Annotated in this window: 14 protein-coding genes and 1 pseudogene; 6 read left to right on the top strand and 9 right to left on the bottom strand. The window is 56.6% G+C overall.

The features are described from left to right. The first annotated feature begins 248 nt into the window (after positions 1–248). Positions 249–947 carry a hypothetical protein gene (locus I6F31_RS05575; RefSeq protein ID WP_225184988.1) on the top strand — a complete coding sequence of 233 codons (699 nt, stop codon included), beginning with the start codon at positions 249–251 and terminating at the stop codon, positions 945–947. A gap of 318 nt (positions 948–1265) precedes the next feature. Here the strand turns inward: I6F31_RS05575 and I6F31_RS05580 are convergent, their stop codons facing one another. From I6F31_RS05580 to I6F31_RS05615, 8 genes and pseudogenes are all read right to left on the bottom strand, one after another. Next, the gene (locus I6F31_RS05580; protein ID WP_225184989.1) at positions 1266–2438 is read right to left on the bottom strand and encodes a Xaa-Pro peptidase family protein; all 1173 of its coding nucleotides are present in this window, start codon (positions 2436–2438) and stop codon (positions 1266–1268) included. Between the two features lie 68 nt (positions 2439–2506). Next, positions 2507–3499: an ectoine utilization protein EutC gene (eutC, locus tag I6F31_RS05585; protein ID WP_225184990.1), complete on the bottom strand. Its 993-nt coding sequence runs from the start codon at positions 3497–3499 to the stop codon at positions 2507–2509. Continuing rightward, complete coding sequence (gene eutB, locus I6F31_RS05590; RefSeq protein WP_225184991.1) at positions 3499–4485, bottom strand: hydroxyectoine utilization dehydratase EutB; 987 nt, start codon at positions 4483–4485, stop codon at positions 3499–3501. The genes eutC and eutB overlap by 1 nt, the downstream gene beginning before the upstream one ends. Before the next feature lie 272 nt (positions 4486–4757). Then, positions 4758–5942 carry a M20 family metallopeptidase gene (locus I6F31_RS05595; protein ID WP_225184992.1) on the bottom strand — a complete coding sequence of 395 codons (1185 nt, stop codon included), beginning with the start codon at positions 5940–5942 and terminating at the stop codon, positions 4758–4760. Positions 5943–6665: 723 nt separating this feature from the next. Then, on the bottom strand, positions 6666–7859 hold the full coding sequence (locus tag I6F31_RS05600) for an ABC transporter substrate-binding protein (RefSeq protein WP_225184993.1): 1194 nt from the start codon (positions 7857–7859) through the stop codon (positions 6666–6668). 358 nt (positions 7860–8217) lie between these two features. Further along, on the bottom strand, positions 8218–9042 hold the full coding sequence (locus I6F31_RS05605; RefSeq protein ID WP_225184994.1) for an enoyl-CoA hydratase-related protein: 825 nt from the start codon (positions 9040–9042) through the stop codon (positions 8218–8220). Positions 9043–9280: 238 nt separating this feature from the next. Beyond that, entirely contained in the window at positions 9281–10054 is a 774-nt protein-coding gene (locus I6F31_RS05610; RefSeq protein ID WP_225184995.1) for a hypothetical protein, read from the bottom strand. A 731-nt stretch (positions 10055–10785) separates the two neighbouring features. Then, a pseudogene (locus I6F31_RS05615) lies at positions 10786–11397 on the bottom strand (transposase); the annotation flags it as partial. A gap of 639 nt (positions 11398–12036) precedes the next feature. On the opposite strand from I6F31_RS05615, the gene I6F31_RS05620 reads away from it, so the two are divergent. The 5 genes from I6F31_RS05620 (at position 12037) to I6F31_RS05640 (ending at position 17659) form a co-directional block, all read left to right on the top strand. After that, a complete protein-coding gene (locus tag I6F31_RS05620; RefSeq protein ID WP_225184996.1) occupies positions 12037–13962 on the top strand; it encodes an AAA family ATPase in 1926 nt (641 codons plus the stop codon). 14 nt (positions 13963–13976) lie between these two features. Continuing rightward, entirely contained in the window at positions 13977–14195 is a 219-nt protein-coding gene (locus I6F31_RS05625; protein WP_225184997.1) for a KTSC domain-containing protein, read from the top strand. 30 nt (positions 14196–14225) lie between these two features. Continuing rightward, positions 14226–15506, top strand: a complete 1281-nt coding sequence (locus I6F31_RS05630; RefSeq protein ID WP_225184998.1) for a DUF2130 domain-containing protein — start codon at positions 14226–14228, stop codon at positions 15504–15506. Between the two features lie 699 nt (positions 15507–16205). After that, entirely contained in the window at positions 16206–16598 is a 393-nt protein-coding gene (locus tag I6F31_RS05635; RefSeq protein ID WP_225184999.1) for an avidin/streptavidin family protein, read from the top strand. A 569-nt stretch (positions 16599–17167) separates the two neighbouring features. Further along, positions 17168–17659 (top strand): hypothetical protein, encoded by a 492-nt coding sequence (locus I6F31_RS05640; RefSeq protein WP_225185000.1) that lies wholly within the window; start codon positions 17168–17170, stop codon positions 17657–17659. A gap of 647 nt (positions 17660–18306) precedes the next feature. Here I6F31_RS05640 and I6F31_RS05645 read toward each other — a convergent pair. Continuing rightward, positions 18307–18567 carry a DUF3551 domain-containing protein gene (locus tag I6F31_RS05645; protein WP_225185001.1) on the bottom strand — a complete coding sequence of 87 codons (261 nt, stop codon included), beginning with the start codon at positions 18565–18567 and terminating at the stop codon, positions 18307–18309. Positions 18568–18671: the final 104 nt, after the last annotated feature.

An 18671-nucleotide genomic window follows, 5' to 3' on the forward strand; every position in this document is an offset into this window, starting at 1 on the left:
ATCTCCTTTCCAGCGGTCGTGTCGATGCGATCTTGCAAGTCCGTGCCGACGATCGGAGGCCATGGCTTACGACTGCTACACTCTCGAGAACGCGAGGCGATGTGTTGGGCGCCGCCTCCTGGACGTTAGGTGTGGCAAATAACCAAAATGCGCAAAGCCTGAAGAACCCAATAATGTAGTGCAGATTTTCAGCAAGATCCCCCTTAAATCGGTAAGTTATGTCAGCAAAGCGACGCTATACTTGTCAGATGGCACCGACACCTTCTCTTGGAATTCTTAACCTTGAACAAGGATTGACGCCTGGCGCTCCTTCTCGGGCACCCCGCGCTCACTCTATTCTGAATCCGACTTCGTACGATTTCCCAGTCATCTTGGAAACCGTCGCAGGAGCTTGGGCAGAGATCGTCATTCGGGGAGATCCAGCACTCGAGCCAGCTTACATCTCAGCCGCCCAAAGATTGGTCGAGCGTGGAGCTGTTGTTATCACTGCCAACTGCGGCTTCTCTATTCGGCATCAGGCCGCAGTGGCCGCGTCGGTTGACGTTCCAGTCGTGACCTCCAGCCTACTCTTACTGCCAACCCTTCTTCGCCAGCTCCCGAAGGCTGCGAAAATTGCAGTGCTGACAGCGGACTCCACCCATTTGAGCGAGGATCTGTTAGGGATTGATCCCAGCGACAGGTCGCGGGTTGTCATTGGCGGCATCGAAGGCGGCGAGATGTGGCAAAACGAGATGAGACGTCCGCCTCCACAGACCGAAGTCAGCGTGATTGAACGGGAAGTTGCCGCATGCGTTGCGCGGCTTCGAAGTGAGCATCCAGCGATTGCTGCCATCCTGTTCGAATGCACGGCTTTTCCCTTGGTCGCGCCTGCCATGCGTCGTGTGACGAAGCTGCCCATCTACGACATCACCACCCTCTGTCGCTTGACACTCGCATCTGTTGCCTGAGGAGCAGTTTACCGGGGGCTGACCGATTGCGTGCGGACCAAACCCTCGGTCATGCCAACGTGCCGAGTGAGGCGGCGGCAATAGCTTGAAACGATTTTGCCGTCTTGATCTGGGAGCCACGCGCGAGGTCGTGCCGACTAGTCGCGCCGGCACGCGTCCAGAACGTTTGGTTGTATCTCGCACCTTGCAGCCCTCGTGAAGCCGGCGTCGCGGCACGGTCGAGTACAGCCCAGGAGCAAACAGAACCTAGATAGGCGACGGTGGGCAAATGCCACCGCGCGCCGATTAGTGTTATGCCTATGACGATGCAAACTTCAATTAAAGCTCGAACAGCTTTCGCGGCGCCTTGGTCAAAACTTCGACGCCAGACTCCGTCACTCGGAATGTCTCGCTGAGCACGTAGCCAAAGTCCTCATCGATCCAATTACCCAACATCAAATGGAAGGTCATGTTCGCCTTCAGTTCTGTCAGATCCCCGTCCTGCAGGCTAGCAGTTGGCTCCAACCAGCCTATGCCGTGGGCGTAGCCGCATCGAGAGTCCTTCTTGAGCCCGTGCTTCGCAATGGTACGATTAAATGCGTTGGCGACATCGCTGCAGGTCGACCCAGGCCGGATCACGTCGATGGCGGCTTCAAGACCTTCCATCTCGGCTTCGTGGACCCGACGCAGACGCTCAGACGGTGTACCGATCGAGAAGGTGCGCATGATCCCTGCGCAATACCCATGGCGTACCCCGCCGAGCTCGAGGTTGATCTGCGAACCCTCGCGAAAGACATCTTCGCTCCACGAAATATGCGGGGTTCCGGTCCGAGGAGAGGAGCACAAGCTGACGTTCGGAAATCTCGTCGTTCCGGGCTTTCCATTGGCACCGCGGGCCAGCGCTCCCATGATTTCGGCGATCACGTCAGCTTCCCGCACACCAGGCCGAATGACTTCGGCGGCGCGCATGATCGCTGCATCCGAGATGGCGGCCGCTTCTCGCATGACCGATATCTCGAGATCGGATTTGACGATGCGAATCCAGGTTACGACATTCGTACAGTCGACAATCTTGGCCTTGGGCAGCCGCGTCCTGAACTTCTCTGCGGCTTGCGCGGAAAGGCCCCTTAGCTCGAGCCCGATGCCGTGGTTTCCTGAGCCTATATCGCTGAGGAAATCGATGACTGTGTCGTAACCATCCATCGTCGGATTGCCAATGAGCGCCTCGGGATAGCCGATGATCTTGTCACGATCCATAAAGGTCTGATGGATCGCAGCTGGTGCGTCTTGGCGGCGCAGGATAAAGGTGGGCTCCTCATTCTGAAGAGAAACCACGACTGCTTGCGGCACATACCCTGAGTTGGCCGTGTATCCAGTAAGGTAGGTAATGTTATGGGCATCGGAAACCACAAGTGCTTCGATCTCGCGCCGCTTCATTTCTAATTTTACCGCGCCGAGCCTTCGTAGAAACTCGGCCCGCGGGAACGCCTGAGGTCCTTTGCTGATCGCCATTATCGTAGCTCCATTGGATCTGATTGATTGAGATTAGAAGTCAGAGATCGACTTCGCATGGCCGATCATCAACTCTCGAATTCCGAGCCGACCTTTGCCGCCACAGATCGCTCAAACGCAAGTGATGCGATAGCGGTGTCCTGGATTCCCGTCCCGGTAAGATCGGCGATCGTGATTTGTATGTCGTTCGTGCGCCCAGCCTTCAGGCCAGCGACAATTTCGCCAAGTTCTGGAAACCTTGCATCCTCGCGGACTGTGCCCGCGGCTATGGCATGGTGCAATTCGCCAAGCCGTCGCGTCTGCTTGAGACTGTCAGCAACATAAAGGTCGGCACGCTTGATCGCCTCTGGCTCGATCTCATTTTTGTGTTCGGCGTCAGACCCCATTGCGGTTACGTGCTGTCCAGGTTCAAGCCATGACGATTTCAGAATTGGCTTGTCGGCCGGCGTCGTTGTTACGACAACGTGCGAGCCGGTCACAGCCTGAATCGCGTCTTCACATGCGACTACAGGAAACTTCAACAGCGCCGAGAGCTCCTGCGCCACGGTTTTAGCCTTGGAAGCGTCGCGCGCCCAAATCCGTGCCCCACGGATCGGCCGAACCAGAGCAAGCGCCTGCAACTGCAGCTTTGCCTGAATTCCGGCACCCAGCACAGCAGCGACCGAAGCGTCCTTGCAAGCGAGATACTTTGCAGCAACGGCACCAGCGGCGGCCGTGCGGACATCGGTCAAATAGCCATTGTCAAGCAAGAGAGCCTGCACCAGACCGGTTTTGCTTGAAAGCAGCACCATCATGCCGTTAGTGCTCGGCAATCCGATCTTTGGATTGTCGAAGAAACCAGGGCTGATCTTGATGGCAAAGTTGTCCAGGCCGGGCACATAGGCCGTCTTGACATCAACCTCACCTTGGTGTTCGGGAATATCGAGCCTTAGAATGGGCGGCATCGCCACGGCCTTCGTGGCGAGCCAAAAGAATGCGCCTTCGACACATTGCACTGCCATCAGGCCGAGAGGAACGATGTCTCTGAGCTCGCGTTCCGTGAGCACCTTCATTCTTGGCATCACATCTCCTGCCCCAAAGGATTGCTCACCATGTTTACGACACAGCGGTGCAGTTTCATATCGATATTGCGGCCTGAGAGCACCAGTACCACGGGCCCCATCAATCTTGGGATCTTGTTGGCTATCAGCGCGGCGATTCCAACGGCGCCGGCGCCCTCCAGAATTTCTCGCTCGTGCTCGTAAGCATGACGAATCCCTGCCGCGATCTCCTCTTCGCTTAGCAACACCACGTCATCGAGCAAAGCTCGACACATCGCGAAGGTCACCTTGTTGTTGAGGCCGATGCCGCCGCCCAAAGAATCGGCCAAGCTTGGAAATTCCTCCACTTGCACCGGTCGACCAGCATCAAGACTAACCTTCATCGCGGCGCCGCGCGCCATCGTAAGCCCTATAACTCTCGTATGGGGTCGAATGCCTTTGACCGCTGCCGCGACCCCAGCGGCGAGGCCGCCGCCAGACAGCGGCACGAGCACGGTCGCGACGTCTGGCATCGCTTCGACAATCTCGAGACCAATTGTTCCCTGTCCGGCAACAATGTTAGGATGATCGAATGGTGGCAGCATCACCAGCCCATCTTCATCGGCGAGGCGCTCAACCTCCTTCTGCGCCTCGTCTTGGGAACTGCCGATAATGCGCACGTCCGCACCTAGGCGTCGGACTTCGGCGACCTTGTTTTCGGGCACGAGCCGCGACATGCAGATCGTCGCGCGCGAACCTACTGTGCGGGCCGCATGAGAAAGCGCTCGGCCGTGATTTCCGGTCGATGCGGCCACGACTCCCCGCTCCCGCTCGGCGTTCGTGAGCTTGAGAATCGCATTTGTGGCACCACGCAGTTTGAAGCTGCCGGTCGTTTGACGATGCTCGAGCTTTAACCCGACAGTGACGCCGCAGATATCGGACAGTGTCGGCGAGCCTACGAGCGGTGTTGAGAGAATGCGTCTGGCGATATGATTGCGCGCATCCTGAATAGCAGCCAGACCAATCATAAGCATCCCCTTTAGTCAAAGAGGCCAAGCATTGGCCAGCTGCACGATCGGCTGGTGGTTGCCGGCGTCAGTACGCGTCGGGCTCCGCTGAGAACGCGAAGGTCGACGCTATTTGGTCTCGCGCCGCGGCCCCAAGGCATGTTCGTGATCACAAGAGTGGGACGAACAAGTTGGCCAGCGCAGCAGGGGCATGGTTTTTCGACATACTCGTGTCTCCGCTGGGTTCGGTCACCAGATGGGCCTCTTCGGCGTTCTTGACACCCAAATGGATCTCAAGCGTTCAGCAGATCGAAGATATAGCTCACCGTGAGCTCAGTAGCCGGAATGATGAGCTCATCGGACGCCCCAAACGTGGGGGTATGCACATGCGATTCGTTGCCGGGCGCGCGTGTTCCCATCCAGAAGTAAATTGATGGCACGCAGGCCGAGTAGAAGCCAAAGTCATCGCTTCCGGCTATCTCCTTCTTTCCGTTAAAGAAGGCGTCGTGGCCGACGCTCTCGTGAACGGCGCGGCGGAAGCGCTGCACCATTTCGGCGTCATTGACAACGACGGGCTCACCGGTCCGAATGATACATTCAGCGTGTCCGCGATGCATCGCCGCCACACCTTCCGCTACTTCGCGCACGCGCTGGAACAATAGAGCTCGACGCTCCGGACTACGAGTCCTGATCGTACCTTCCATGACAACAGACGGGCAGATAATATTCGTTGCCTCGCCTCCATGGATGGTGCCGACAGTGACAACAGCGGCGTCATCGGCCGGCATTTCGCGCGAGACCACCTTCTGCACCTCATTGACGAAAGCGGCCGCCATGGCAATTGCGTCGACACCCTTGTGGGGTGAGGCGCCGTGCGCCATTTTGCCGGTGAGAGTGAGCTTGAACTGGTCGGCGGATTTGGTCACGGCCCCTTCGCGTGCACCAAACATGCCTGCTGGAATATCGGGACTGACATGGAATCCGACGGCCTTGTCGAAGCCATCCAGCAACTTCTCGTCTTGGATCGTGCGGCCGCCGAGGGGCTCCGCCTCCTCCGCCGGCTGGAAGAACACGCGTACCTTGCCCGCAAAATTGTCGCGCAGCCGGTGGAAGGCGAGCGCAGTTCCTAGCGCTATCGAGCCGTGCACATCGTGACCGCAAGCATGCATGACACCATCAACTTGCGATCGATAGGGCAGATCCGCGCGCGTCTCCTGGATCGGCAAGGCATCGATGTCGCCGCGCACGGCGATTGACCGCTTCGGGCCGGAGCCTGTGCCCTCAATATCAATAAAAAGCCCGGTGGTATGGAAGGTCTTGGCGCCGGTCAGCCCGAATTGCTGCAACGAAACACGAATTCGTTCCTGAGTCTTCCATTCCGCGTTGGAGAGCTCAGGCTCACGGTGCATCGCGTGCCTTAGCTCGATTACCGCATTGCGCTCGACATCCGATAGAAAGCCGTTGCTGTGCTTACTCATCCTAGATTGTTTGATCCACCTTGTTGTCTGGGCACTATTTCAACTGAAAACTACTGGCTTGACGACGAAGGAAATCGCTAAGTTTAGGGCGCGCCCGCATGGAATTGAGCTAGTTTTTACTGTCGACGCAGGAGTTCGCCTCAAAAATGGACTGTGTTGAGTACCTGGCGCGCAAAATCGGAAACTTAAGCGACCGCAATTTGAGTTTCGTTCCGTATCTTTGGTTGCAGACATCGCTGGCGTCAACCAGGACACTCCCCGGTAAATTACGTCTAGCCCAACCGAATTCTTCAAAGTTGCGTGTCGGCATGGCCGAATTTAACATTGCACCAGGCCGAACCACTTTAGTGATTTGCCCACCGGTACGTGATGCCTCCACATTGGGCCATAGCGCAGTCGGTCGTGGTACTGAGCGTGTCGCCACATCCGCGGGGCCAGTTCGACCAGACTGGCGAGTGCCTGAACTGCTCATTATTCGGAAATTGGCAATGCCTTTGTCCGGCCCGCCGATCCTTCGAGCTGTGTTGCAAAGCACACTGTGGAAGGCACAGGGACACCCTTCGGCAACCGAGAACTCGTCACGATGCGGACTCGGCGATTTGACAGGCCTCTAAGAAGAACTCTGCCAGCAAGCACGCCGCCGGACGCGAGATGCATCTAAACCTGCCTTTTCTTCAGCGGCTGCTAAGTTTGCTCATACGCCCGGCATTGAGTTGGCCCCGACTAGGACGATCGCCAAGCTAGCCACCGCTCCTGGATGTAATCTATGTTCGTCTTTCCGTCGGGACGTTTGGCGACGAGCCAGGCGTTATCCTGAAGCACGAGCTTTGATGCATTGTCGTCGAAGATGCTGAGGTTCGGGACAAGATCAGGCGGCAAATGTTTAATTTGGTTCGTATTCGGGCCGGGATACCCGACGCCCATTGTATAAGCCGCAGCGATCTCCGCCCGATTTACAAATGCTATAAACTTTTGCGCGTTCGAGCTGTTGGGACCGCCCTTGAGCACAGTCCAGTAAATGTAGTTTAAGTTCCCTCCGTCCCATACAATGCGCAGAGGAGAGCCTTGACGAATTGCCCCGATGGCGCGACCGTCCGGGCAGCTCGTTGCCGCGTATTCACGGTTCATGAGCAGGTTGACAGGCTCCCCGCCGGCCACCCACCATTTCGGTATTTGCAGCTTGATCTGGTCAAGCTTCTTGAAGGCCCTCTCGAGCTTGTCGTCAATCAGCGGCCAAAGATCTGATTTTGAGACGCCGTCGGCTTGAAGCGCGAACACGAGATTATGCCTCGCGTTGGGACCAAGACCGCGCGGTCCTGGGAAATTTTTGACGTCCCAGAACTCTTCCCAGTTTTTTGGTCCGCCCTTCGGAAATGCGCGCTGGTCGTAGGCCACCATTGTCACAGACCGGAATGCGACCACCGCGCCTTTGATTCGGGCATCTTGCGATGTCCCTTTCACCGCCTCATCGTCCCACAGACCATAATCGATGGGCAGAAACATGCCAGCCTGGTCCATGGCCGGGTAATTCTGTGCATCGATCATGGCGATGTCCCAGTCGACGCGACCAGCTTCGCTCATTGCCCTGACTTGCGGTTCGGCAAAGTCGGCCACCACGTCAAGCACAGAGATGCCTGTTGCCTGCGTGAATGGCTCGAACACGGCCTTGCGCAACGCCCTCGTATAGGTCCCCCCGTAGGAGAACACTACGACCTCTCCACTGCCGGCAAGCTTATCCTTGGCGAAAGCTGTGGTTGACCGCGCAATTGCCGGAATGCTCATCGCGGCAGCGGCAAACTGCAAGAGAGTTCGGCGATTGACCCCTGAACGTCGGAGCCCCGTGACAGGTGCCTTCGGTGCTTTTGTGAGATCAACTGCGCGATTTCGAATGAAACCAGACGGACTTGAGCGCTTCATTGGTGCCCCCTCCTCGGTCAGCTGAAACTCACGGTGATGGCACTACAGGGCGGGCCAAGACCAAATTACGCAGCTTCCAGTAGCTTTTAGAGCTTAATTTCGGGATCGCGGGATGAATTTCTGCAAAACGTCCGCGGCTAGCGCAGGTTTTCAACTTCTTCGCCTCACACCGACCTAATCCGCACCATGATGACCGGGCTCCATGGCAAATCACTGGTCTGGATGCTATTTGCGTGCGCCACACCATCTAAGCCTGGAAAATTCAGGATCGCAATCGCACGGAATTCCTGTCGCCTTGAAACAGGTCATGAGCTGCACAGGCCCTCCGCTAGCCAAGGCAACGCAGTTGTTCGGGTCGTTAACTTCCCTGGAAAGCAGGATTACGCTTTTCCCCGAAGGCGCTGACGCCCTCTTTGTGGTCAAGACTTAGTTCGGTCCGGATCAGATTTTCCGCCTCATAGTCCATCGACTCTAGGAATTCGGCATTCACAGCGTGATCGAGGTTATTCTTCATGCAACCGAACGCAAAAGTCGGCCCTCGCGCAAGGCTGGTCGCGAGCGCAAACGCCCTCTCCTGCAAATCCGCGTCAGGAAGGCTTTGGTTGATAAGGCCCAGCGATTCAGCCCGACGTGCATCAACGCGCTCAGACAAGAACATCAGTTCGCGCGCGCGGGAGAATCCAACCAGGCGGGTCAGTAGCCAGGAGATGCCGCAATCGCCGGACAGACCGACGCGCGAATAGGCCGTGATCAGAATAGCTGACTGTGCGGCGACACGGATGTCACATGCTAGCGCGAGCGCGAGGCCCGCACCCGCAGCCGCTCCCGGAATCGCCGCCACAGTTGGCTTCCTCAGACCAACCAGCGCGCCCCACACCGCGCGCTGGTTGGAGCGCAAATCGGAAACCCGCTGATCGAATGTTGGTGCTGTCGCGGGCGAATTCTGGCTCATCCCATTTACGTCGCCCCCCGCGCAGAAGGCGGCTCCCGCGCCAGTTATAAGGATCGACCGGACTTGCGAATCTTCGCCGCAGCGCTTAATCACGTTGCCCAATGCCGCGCTTAGACGCCTGGATAAGGCGTTCCGGACCTCCGGTCGATTGAGTGTAAGGACCGCAACATGGTCGCGGATTTCCGCGGCAAGCTCGTCAGTCCCCGTGTCGATTTGAAGTCGCTGCGACATGACTGTTACTCCCGTCTTCCCTGTTTACGCGCGCGGCTCACGTCCAGTCCTGGACAGGCCGGTGCAAGCCGTGGATAGAACAATCTGGCCGCCACAGCTACGACGCCCGCGCAGCCCGCCACGAAAGCACCATGAGCATCAATATGGCGGACATCGCGCCAACGCACGCCCGTAACTCGCGCCATCCATTCAGGGACTTTCGCGACAGCAACAAACGCTTATGCAGTCCGAAAGCACTTTAGCGGACCGATGCAGGCCACGGCTTCGGCCGGTGTGGCTGGCTGCGCAAGCGCCAATCCACCGGATATGGAACGAAGAACATGATTCCTTTGTCGCCTTCGTACTTGAGCGGAGTGCCCTTAGGAAGCCACACTACGTCGCCGAACTTCGCGTTGATTGTACGGCTGTAGTTCTCGCCTGTGCGGATGCGTAGGACCCCACCCAGGCAAATGGAGACTTGGTCATATTCAGTCGTCCAATCGGCAGAGCTGTCGTTGTACGTAGCTATCGTGGCAGCAATGGTCTTACTAATTTCTGGCGTGACTAGGCTGCAGGTAGAAGCAAATCCACCCGCATGGATTTGGATTTGCGAATAGATCATGTCCGTGCTTCGGAAATGATAGATCTCGGTCAGCGGTTTCACGTCCTCCATGGACTCGCTGCGCGAGCTCCAATCAACCGGGTAACGCGCGTAGAACACCTTTGCCTTGTCGCCCTGGTACTTCAGCCGAGTGCCCTTGGTAAGCCAAATCACATCACCAAATTTCGCTTCAATGGTGCGGCTGTAATCTTTACCCCAAAGTATTCGATACGTCCCACTAAGTACAACGGCAGCCTCGTCGTAATTTACTGTGCGTTCGATCGAACAGTCGTCGTAGATAGCGATCCCCGCATCGATCGTCTTGCTAATTTTTGGACCGATCAATTCACAGCAGGCTGCCTTGCCGCTAGCATCGCCATGCATTGGCGAAAAAGCCATCTCCTCGCTCTTGAAATGGAGCGCTTCAGTCATCGTCTTTCTCCTGTCTTAGATTACTCGGCACCCTAAGACGCCACGTCCTGCTTCGGAGCGCGGAGTTCATTGCCGCAAGGGAGTCACCATTAATCCCTTTGAATTCGTGCAATCGCTGCCTTCAACACCACCACCCGTTCGCACTGCGCTTACATCCTATCGGCGAGGCACTGCCCACCGTACGTTGCCTAAACAACATTGCGCGAGGACCCCAAGTGTACTCCGCGGCTGATAAGGGTGCCCTAGACAGGCACCGCCGCAGGCTCCTCGACAACCCTCTGGTCTGATTGCCCCACAGGCCTGAACGCCTAACAACTCTGCCATGGGACATGAGCCTGACCGATCCGCATTTCTTTCTCATTTACGCAATGTGCCACTTTGCGCGAAGACGAACAGACGTTTACGTGCCTAGCGTTCCATAGTTAGATCTATCACGGCGGGATGGCGATAGATCCTCAGAAAACAGCCGGAAATCCGCAGGAAAACTGCGAAAATTGGCGACCCACGTACGAATTTCGAAGCCGAATGGCGACGCGGCAGCGCTCCACGCTTTTTCGATCTTGCGCGAGACAGTGTTAGCGATGCCATGTAGCTACCGCAGATTCAGATCCAATAGTCTGGTGCGGCAAGCGACATCTGGAGGTCAAGCCGTGTGTAGGTTGACGTGGGCGGTGAGCGCCGCCAGCGCGGGCAGTGCCACACTCGATGTGCCAGATCCGATTAGCACCCCTTCGAACATCCGAGATACGACGCGTGCCGCTCTGCACTGAGTTCGGAACCTTGTTCAGCACATTGATGGCCTTGTCCTGTCAGCATCGCTGCCGCCGCGTGCCGGGGAAAACGTCGTTCATCGCCCTGCGGAAGCCGGGTGCGCCATTCGCCGACCGCCAGTTCAGGCGCGACCTGCAGCCCTTGCCGGCGAATGTAGATCAGAGCTCGCGCCAGCTCTGGTCGCTCGCGCCCACGCCGAGCCTCAAAGCCGATCAGCTCCTTCTTGCCGTCCGGCGTCGCGCCGATCAAAGCCAGCATGCATTCGCTGTGGTCCCCCATCCGGCCTACAGGAAAACGTCGTCAGCCCAGACGTAGACATCCGCGCAGACAAATCGCGCGTCTGTCAGCGCTCATACTCGCCCTGCCATTGCGCCTTCAGGCGTGAGATCACCGAGGGCGCATCCTTGCCGAGCCGCGCCGAGAGCGCTTCCTGGAAATCGCCGGTCCAGATGCCGCGCAGACAGAGGACCGGCAGCAGCGCACTCAGACTCTTCGTCCGGCGCGCCCACAGCGGCAGGATCAGCCGAGGTGAAGCACATCCGATCAGCTCCGGCCGCACCACGGTCTTTGACCTCGGGGCGACCGCCATCGCGCCGATCCCCTTGGCCAATCCTACGAGCCTGCAGTTCGATCTTGACCGGCCGCGAGCAACTCACGAGCTCCGCAGAATTTCGGTCAGTGACCGTCAACCGCAGACGGCTGGGATGTTGGTAATCTCATTCATGGCGTCGCTCCTTGAGAGGTTCTGGCAGGTTCGACCCCCGCCTGATACGCCGCCTCTCTCAGCCCGTCATCCCCACTTTCCCGCATAGCTCTAGCAAGGGCCCTTCTTTCCGTGTTCGCTTTCGCCTAGGAGCTAGTCCACGGCGAGTTCGCCAACTTTCAACTGTAGCGAATTAAGACAGAAACGGTCCTCTCACCCCAGGAACGCGGGAAAGCTGCGCCGACCTCGATCTACGTGTTTCGGTTAAGCGTGCCCGACCGCAATTTGGTGAAAATGATGCGCCGCTGAGCAGTAATTTCACGGAGCTCGTGCCAAACCCATGCTGCTATAGACGAAGAACGGGAGAACGAACGCGCAAGCATTGTCGAGTGATGCAGCGATTGCTGTCGCTTGCGGCGGCCGCACTCCGCCTGGGTGTTGCCTGCAACAAGCAAAGTTCGATAAAGCTTCCACTACTTTAGATTGTCCGATACCTGGGGATCGACTCTTGAAAATAAAGTCTATCGCTATCAAGAATTTTCGTTCTTTCAAGAACATGGTGGTTGATCTGGATGATTATACTGCTTTCGTTGGCCCTAACGGTGCCGGAAAGTCCACCGTTCTGTGCGCGCTGAATATCTTCTTTCGTCAGACAGAGGAAGCTCCGACCAACCTCATCGAGCTGGATATCGAGGATTTTCACAACGGCAACGTCAAAGAGCCGGTCGAGATTACGTTGACGTTCCACGATCTCGAACCGGAGGCTCAGGCGGATTTCTCCGAATATTATCGGTCAGGCATCTTGGTCGTGTCCGCGCTGGCCGAGTTCAGTGAAGCCACTCGCAAGGCGCAAGTCCGCCAGTTTGCGAAAAGAAGCGCAATGAAAGAGTTCAGCGAATTTTTCCGCAGGTACAACGATGGGGCGCCGGCGGGGGAATTGGCAGGAATCTATGAGGCGGTTCGAGAGGCGCACCCTGAATTTGGCCTGCCCAAGAAAGGCAGCAAAGAAGCAAATCGACAAGCGCTTCGATCCTATGAAGAAGATCATCCTGAGCGGTGTGTTCTGATCGACAGCGAAGATCAGTTCTACGGCTTCAGCAAGGGAGGCGATCGTCTATCGCGCTATATTCAGTGGGTTTACGTTCCTGCCGTTAAAGACGCGACAAAGGAAAACGTTGAAGGCCGCAACACTGCCCTTGGCAAACTCCTCGCCCGGACAGTGCGCTCAAAGGTCAATTTTGACGGAGAGATAGCCTCGCTGAGGGATTCTACACTCGAATCTTACAAGACAATAATCCAAAAGCAGCAAACTGCGCTCGACCATCTCTCGCAGGCGTTGACAGCCAAGCTCGGTGAATGGGCACATCCAGAGGCGGTTGCGAGGCTGGAATGGACCGAGGATCCGATCAAATCTGTACAAATAGCCGACCCCATTGCGCGGCTCTTCGCCAGCGAGGGAACATTTTCCGGCGATCTTGCAAGATTTGGGCACGGCCTTCAGCGGTCCTATCTCCTGGCTCTCCTTCAGGAGCTTGCCGCAACGAACGAAACAGCCCAGCCTCGGTTGATCCTTGGGTGTGAAGAACCGGAGCTTTATCAGCATCCGCCCCAGGCACGCCATCTGGCCTCTGTCTTTAAGAAGCTGAGCCAGAAAAACGCACAGATCCTGGTTTCGACCCACAGCCCGCATTTCGTGTCGGGGCGGCACTTCGAATATGTACGCCTGGTTCGCAGGGACGAGACAAAAAAGGAATCCGGCATACGTTGGACCACCTGCGAAAGGGTTGCCCATAGATTATCCGAAATCTCCGGAGACAAGGTAGCGCCCATTGAAGCCGAGCGCGCCCAGCTCCACCAAGCCCTGCAACCCCACATAAACGAGATGTTTTTTACGCAGAAGCTGGTGCTCGTGGAGGGGCTGGAAGATACGGCTTACATCACGGCGTGGCTGGCATATTCGAATCTGTGGGATGATTATCGCAAGTCTGGATGCAACATCGTCGCCGCGAACGGAAAGAGCTCGCTCATAGAGCCGCTTCTGATAGCAAAGGAACTTGGGATTCCGACGTTCGTCGTCTTTGATGCCGACGGCAATGTGCAGGACCCGGGCCGACGAAACCTTCATAAACTGGACAATTTGAAAATTCTCACCCTGTTAGACGGTGATGTAAACACGCCTTTTCCAGACAAGCCGCTGTGGACCAGCAGCTATGCTGTGTGGCCGGAAAATCTCGGCTGTATTCTCAAGCAAGAGGCTGGCGCAACGCTGTGGGAGAGCTCCTATTCGGCGGCGACCAAGGGGTTGGGCAATCCGTCGGGCAGCTTCACCAAGAATACGGTCCATATCGGCGACCATCTGGCGATCTTGAGAAGCAAAGGCGCAAAGCTTCCCACGCTCGACCGGCTTTGTGCAGCGATCCTGGCGCTGACATAGGAGATTTTCGAGAAATGATGGATTACGTGGAAGTAAGGTCCAGCACCGTGGCCGCGGTCGGCTACGATGATTCGGTAGGGGCTCTCGGCGTGCAATTCCTCAATGGCAGTGAGTACCACTACTTTGCGGTCCCTAAGTCCCTGTTTGACCGCCTTCAAAGTGCATCCTCGGTCGGGAGCTACCTGAACAAATTTGTCAAGGATGCCGGTTACCAGTTCAAGCGAGTCAGATAGAGGAGCAGTACGGAAGGACAGAGACACAATATGATCGAGCCAACCATCACCTGCCCGAAGTGCAGCAGCGAGATAAAGCTCACTGAGTCGCTTGCGGCTCCGCTACTTGCGCAGGCCCAGAAGCAATTCCAGCATCAGCTTGCTGCCAAGGAAACAGAGTTCGCGAGGAGATCCGAAGAACTTCGCGTACAGCAGGACCAGGTAGCAAAAGCACGGGAGAAAATCGACGAGCTGGTCGCGGCCAAGTTAAAAGACGAGCGCTCGCAAATCATCGCAAGCGAAGCCAAGAAGGCCCGCGATGCAACAGCCGTTGAGCTTGAGAATAAAGACAGAGAAACGTCGGAGCTTCGGGAGCTACTGGCAAAGAATAACGAGAAACTTGCCGCCGCCCAGAAGGACCAGGCAGACCTGCTGCGCAAACAGCGGGAGCTCGAGGACGCCCACAGGGAGCTGGATCTCACAATTCAAAAAAAGGTTCAGGAGGAACTTGCCAGTGTCAGGACGAAGGCTAAGCAGGAAGCCGAGGACGAGCTGAAGCTCAAGGTCTCGGAAAAGGACCAGCAGATCGCCGGTATGACCCGCACAATCGAGGAGTTGAAGCGAAAGGCGGAGCAGACCTCACAACAAGCTCAAGGCGAGGTCCTGGAACTTGAACTAGAAGAAGTGCTCAAGGCACGGTTTCCGATGGATGTGATTGAGCCAGTCGCGAAGGGCGAGCTCGGCGCCGATCTTGTTCAGCGTGTCAACGGGGCGATCGGGGTTCCTGCGGGGGTGATCTTGTGGGAGTCAAAACGGACCAAGAACTGGTCGGATGGATGGCTTCCCAAGTTGCGGGATGATCAGAGACGCTGCGGAGCCGATATTGCGTTGGTGATCTCGAACGCCCTTCCCAAAGACATCGAAAACTTCGACCTTGTGGACGGAATTTGGGTCGCCCATCCGCGCTGCGCCATCCCGGTCGCCATAGCCTTGCGGCAGTCTCTTGTAGCGGTCAACGGTGCTCGGACGATGCAGCAGGGGCAACTCAGCAAAGCTGAGGAGGTTTATCGATATCTCACCGGAAAACGATTCCGGCAGCGCCTCGAGGCGATTGTTGAGCGCTTTAACGATATGCGTGAAGATCTGGATAAAGAGCGGAAGTTCATGACGCGGGTATGGGCCAAGCGCGAAAGTCAATTGACGAGCGTCATTGAGTCCACGATTGGAATGTATGGAGATCTGCAAGGCATCGCGGGCAAGGCCATGCCTGAAATAGAAAGCCTCGACACGCCACTTCTCGACGGTCCCTCACCTGGCTCTTTGGCCCAGTAGCAATTGCGGTCCGAAACACTTCGGGCTTGTCAGGTGCGCAAACGCGAATCGGGATAAAATAGCTGGTATCGTCAGCGGCCCCCCTCTGCAGCCCGGCCTAACGGCCGGGCTCCCTGCGCCGGGACTCGGCGTTACGCGGGCCCGAGCCGGTGGGCTGTAACCCGCCCAAGCAGAAAGGGAGGTGGTCATGGCAAGCCAAGGCGGCCGGCCGAAGTCTGTTTACGTCAGCGCCTATTTGCGTTGACGTTTTGGCAAGTTGGAGAATGTTTGCTCCCATTTCCGGTCCCTTCCGGGACAACTTAACTTCGGCTTTTAGCAATTTTGGCCCGGCTCAAATTGGCCATTCACGACGCCGGGGACACGTCCCGGAGAGTGCTGCGTAGGGAAACCTGGCCGATCCGTCGGTCTCGTTCACCTGCACCAGACATCCTTTTCGTCTCCGGCCCTACCTAACGTCGCACCTTAGCATGGTCACGTCACTGTTGGCCTTGAGCTATCGACCCATGAGACTGAATTGCTAAATCGCGCATCAACCGGATTTCGAGGGAATCCGCGTACGCCGAGATCCAGCGCAAATTCGACATATGAGCCGCATTCCATTGGCGAACGCTAGATAAGAGCAGCGAACGGGAAGTTAAGTTGTACCAAACTTGTGATGTGAGTTCTTACTTTTTGCCGATCTCTAGTTGGAGCTTCGATATGACGAGACTTTTGGGATTCTTGCTTCTCGCCCATTCGTTCTTTCTTTCCGCCGAGGCGATGGCGCAGGGACTTCCCGCGCCCTCTTACTGGAAGAATGAACGAGGGTCAGAACTGTTTGTTTGGTCCGCCAACAGTGGGGCAATCCAAGCGACCTTCACAAACCATGCCCAAGGATTTGCGTGCCAGGGCATTCCGTATCCCGCATCCGGAGCCATTAGTCCAACCGGACTGTATTTTGTTGTTACCTTTGCCCAGTGCAATTCCTTTACACGGTGGATTGGTAAACTTAACGGGTCGACCATGCCAACGTCTTGGACGCTGTTCTATGTTGATAAGAACGGCAAGCCTAGCAAGATGAAGGGTGCCGATACGTTCACGCGTGTGTGGTAGTTTCACGCTTCGTGCAACGTTTGATCGTGGCACTCGCTCTGGCAGAGCTGCCAGAATTTGACAAGACGGCTCCGGAAGAGCCCTGTCGCGAGCCGGGGCTCAAGGGATTCACATGGCAGATCATCGGCATTAATGTTCGTCTAGACGGCCTTCGTGTTTCAACGGCATGCACTCGGCATTGCCGAACCACAAATGATGTTGTTGACACGCTGATCGAGTTGGAACAGGGCGACGGTGTTCCGGTCAGTTGACGCAGGCCCGATTCGCTGGCGAAATGATTTGCCGTCCCATGTTGAGGAGAAGTGCCGGAGATACCTTCATGTGCAGGAAGGACTATCGGACATCGTTGCTTCCCCTTTGTTTACGAATCCGCCGTTTTGCAGCAACAGCGAGGTGCGATCGACCTGCCGAGAAGCATCATCATCATCGTCTTGTCTTGCTGCAGAGAAGCAGCGTGAACAACTTGGCCTCGGCGCAAAGCCGGACGCACTGAGAGTTACGGCTACGCTTGAACAAGCGCTCACGATCGGCGGGCTCCTATATTCTCGCGTTTTCATAGCAATCTTCCCATGACGCCAACTGAAGCAATCAAACATTGGTACGTGTCCCTGGACGACGAACTTCAATCGGACATCGGGTATATGTTCGTATCCCTGACGCTCGGGGACTGCCAGTGCTCGCCTGCTGCAGCCGTTCAAAGACTGCTGCAATGGTTCGACCTGCGTAGCGCAGGCACGGAACACGAGGATGCGTTAGCCGCCGTCGTGTTTCGCGCCTCTTTCGAATACATGTTTGCAGACCGCTTCATCGCCGCCGGGTGGATCTTTCCCGAGCAATTGTTCAAAGACGTGATCCGCGAGGCTGCTGAAGAGAAAGAGGCAAGCAAGATCGCAACCAGGGCATTTCGGTTGCTACGGACCCTTCCGGATCGAAAAACGAAATGGAGAGAGGCAGGTGAGAATTGGAATGCGTTGGTCAACTCGATGCTCAACCATGATGCGCTGAAGCAATGGACCCATGAGCAATTTCTGACGAGCGGTTTCGGCTCGGCGCAAGACTGAAGACAGGCGATAATATCGCAAGAGTGCCGATTCAGAATGAAATTGCGTGAGACCAGCCCGCGCGACGACTAGAACGGCAACTTCCAGAGAGAGTAAAAAAGCCAACCGAGAGCGCCCCAAAAGAGCACCGCCGTGACGGCGAAATACAGCGATCTAACCAATGGCCATTCTCCCCCAGGGAATATTTGCCATGTAGCACCGCAAGAAGCAGAATCGCACCAAATGCAAAGGTTCAGGCGCGGTATTTCTGCTCGGAATGGCGCCTGGCGTCCGAGTGCATCCCTGCCCAGGAAGCCAATCAGAGCAGTAGGGCCGCCCTGGCTCGGCGCACAGGGCAGCCCGTTGCCGTCTGCTTGCGGCCGCCGGCCCAAATCGACAGCCGCAGCCGGCCCCCTGGTGCTTAAGTCAGATCACCTGATTATTTTCGGCTTCTTGGGGCGCCGTCTTGATGAATTTCCGCTCAGCCACTCCTTCGAACAGATGTTGTACTCCTGTTTTGTGTGTGGCGGAGAAGCACAGCGCCTTGGATATCCTAGGGGGGAGGCGATCCAGCACAAAACATGTGAGGGGAACAAAGGCACCTAGGGCTGCACGAGCAAATCTTAAGCGCAAACCGTGGCTTGGTGTACCAGCAATTCTGATTCACATCAGGGCGATCGTCTTCCTTGCCGCTCGAAGGCGTACGTCGGATTGATGCCGCAGTAGGCGGATGTACCTGATGCAGTAGCCATGCACAGGCCATAGGTCGAGAACTGGCAATTGCCCGGATATCCCCAACTGCGTCCCTGCATACAATAGACGTCCTGGCGAACCGCTGGCCTGTGCGAGTAAGGCAGCGAATCAGCGGTTGAACGCGATCCTGAGCCGGCAAGGATGGGAAGTGCGAGCACTCCGATAAGGTAGCGCATGAGATCTCTTGCCTCCGTTAAGTTCGCAAAGGATAAAGGATCTGAATTGCACTCCTATCTTAGTCAATGGCAGATTGCCGGGTCAGTCCGCAGGCTAGGGCCGT

It is taken from the genome of Bradyrhizobium sp. NBAIM01 (assembly GCF_020194115.1).
GTDB lineage: Bacteria > Pseudomonadota > Alphaproteobacteria > Rhizobiales > Xanthobacteraceae > Bradyrhizobium > Bradyrhizobium yuanmingense.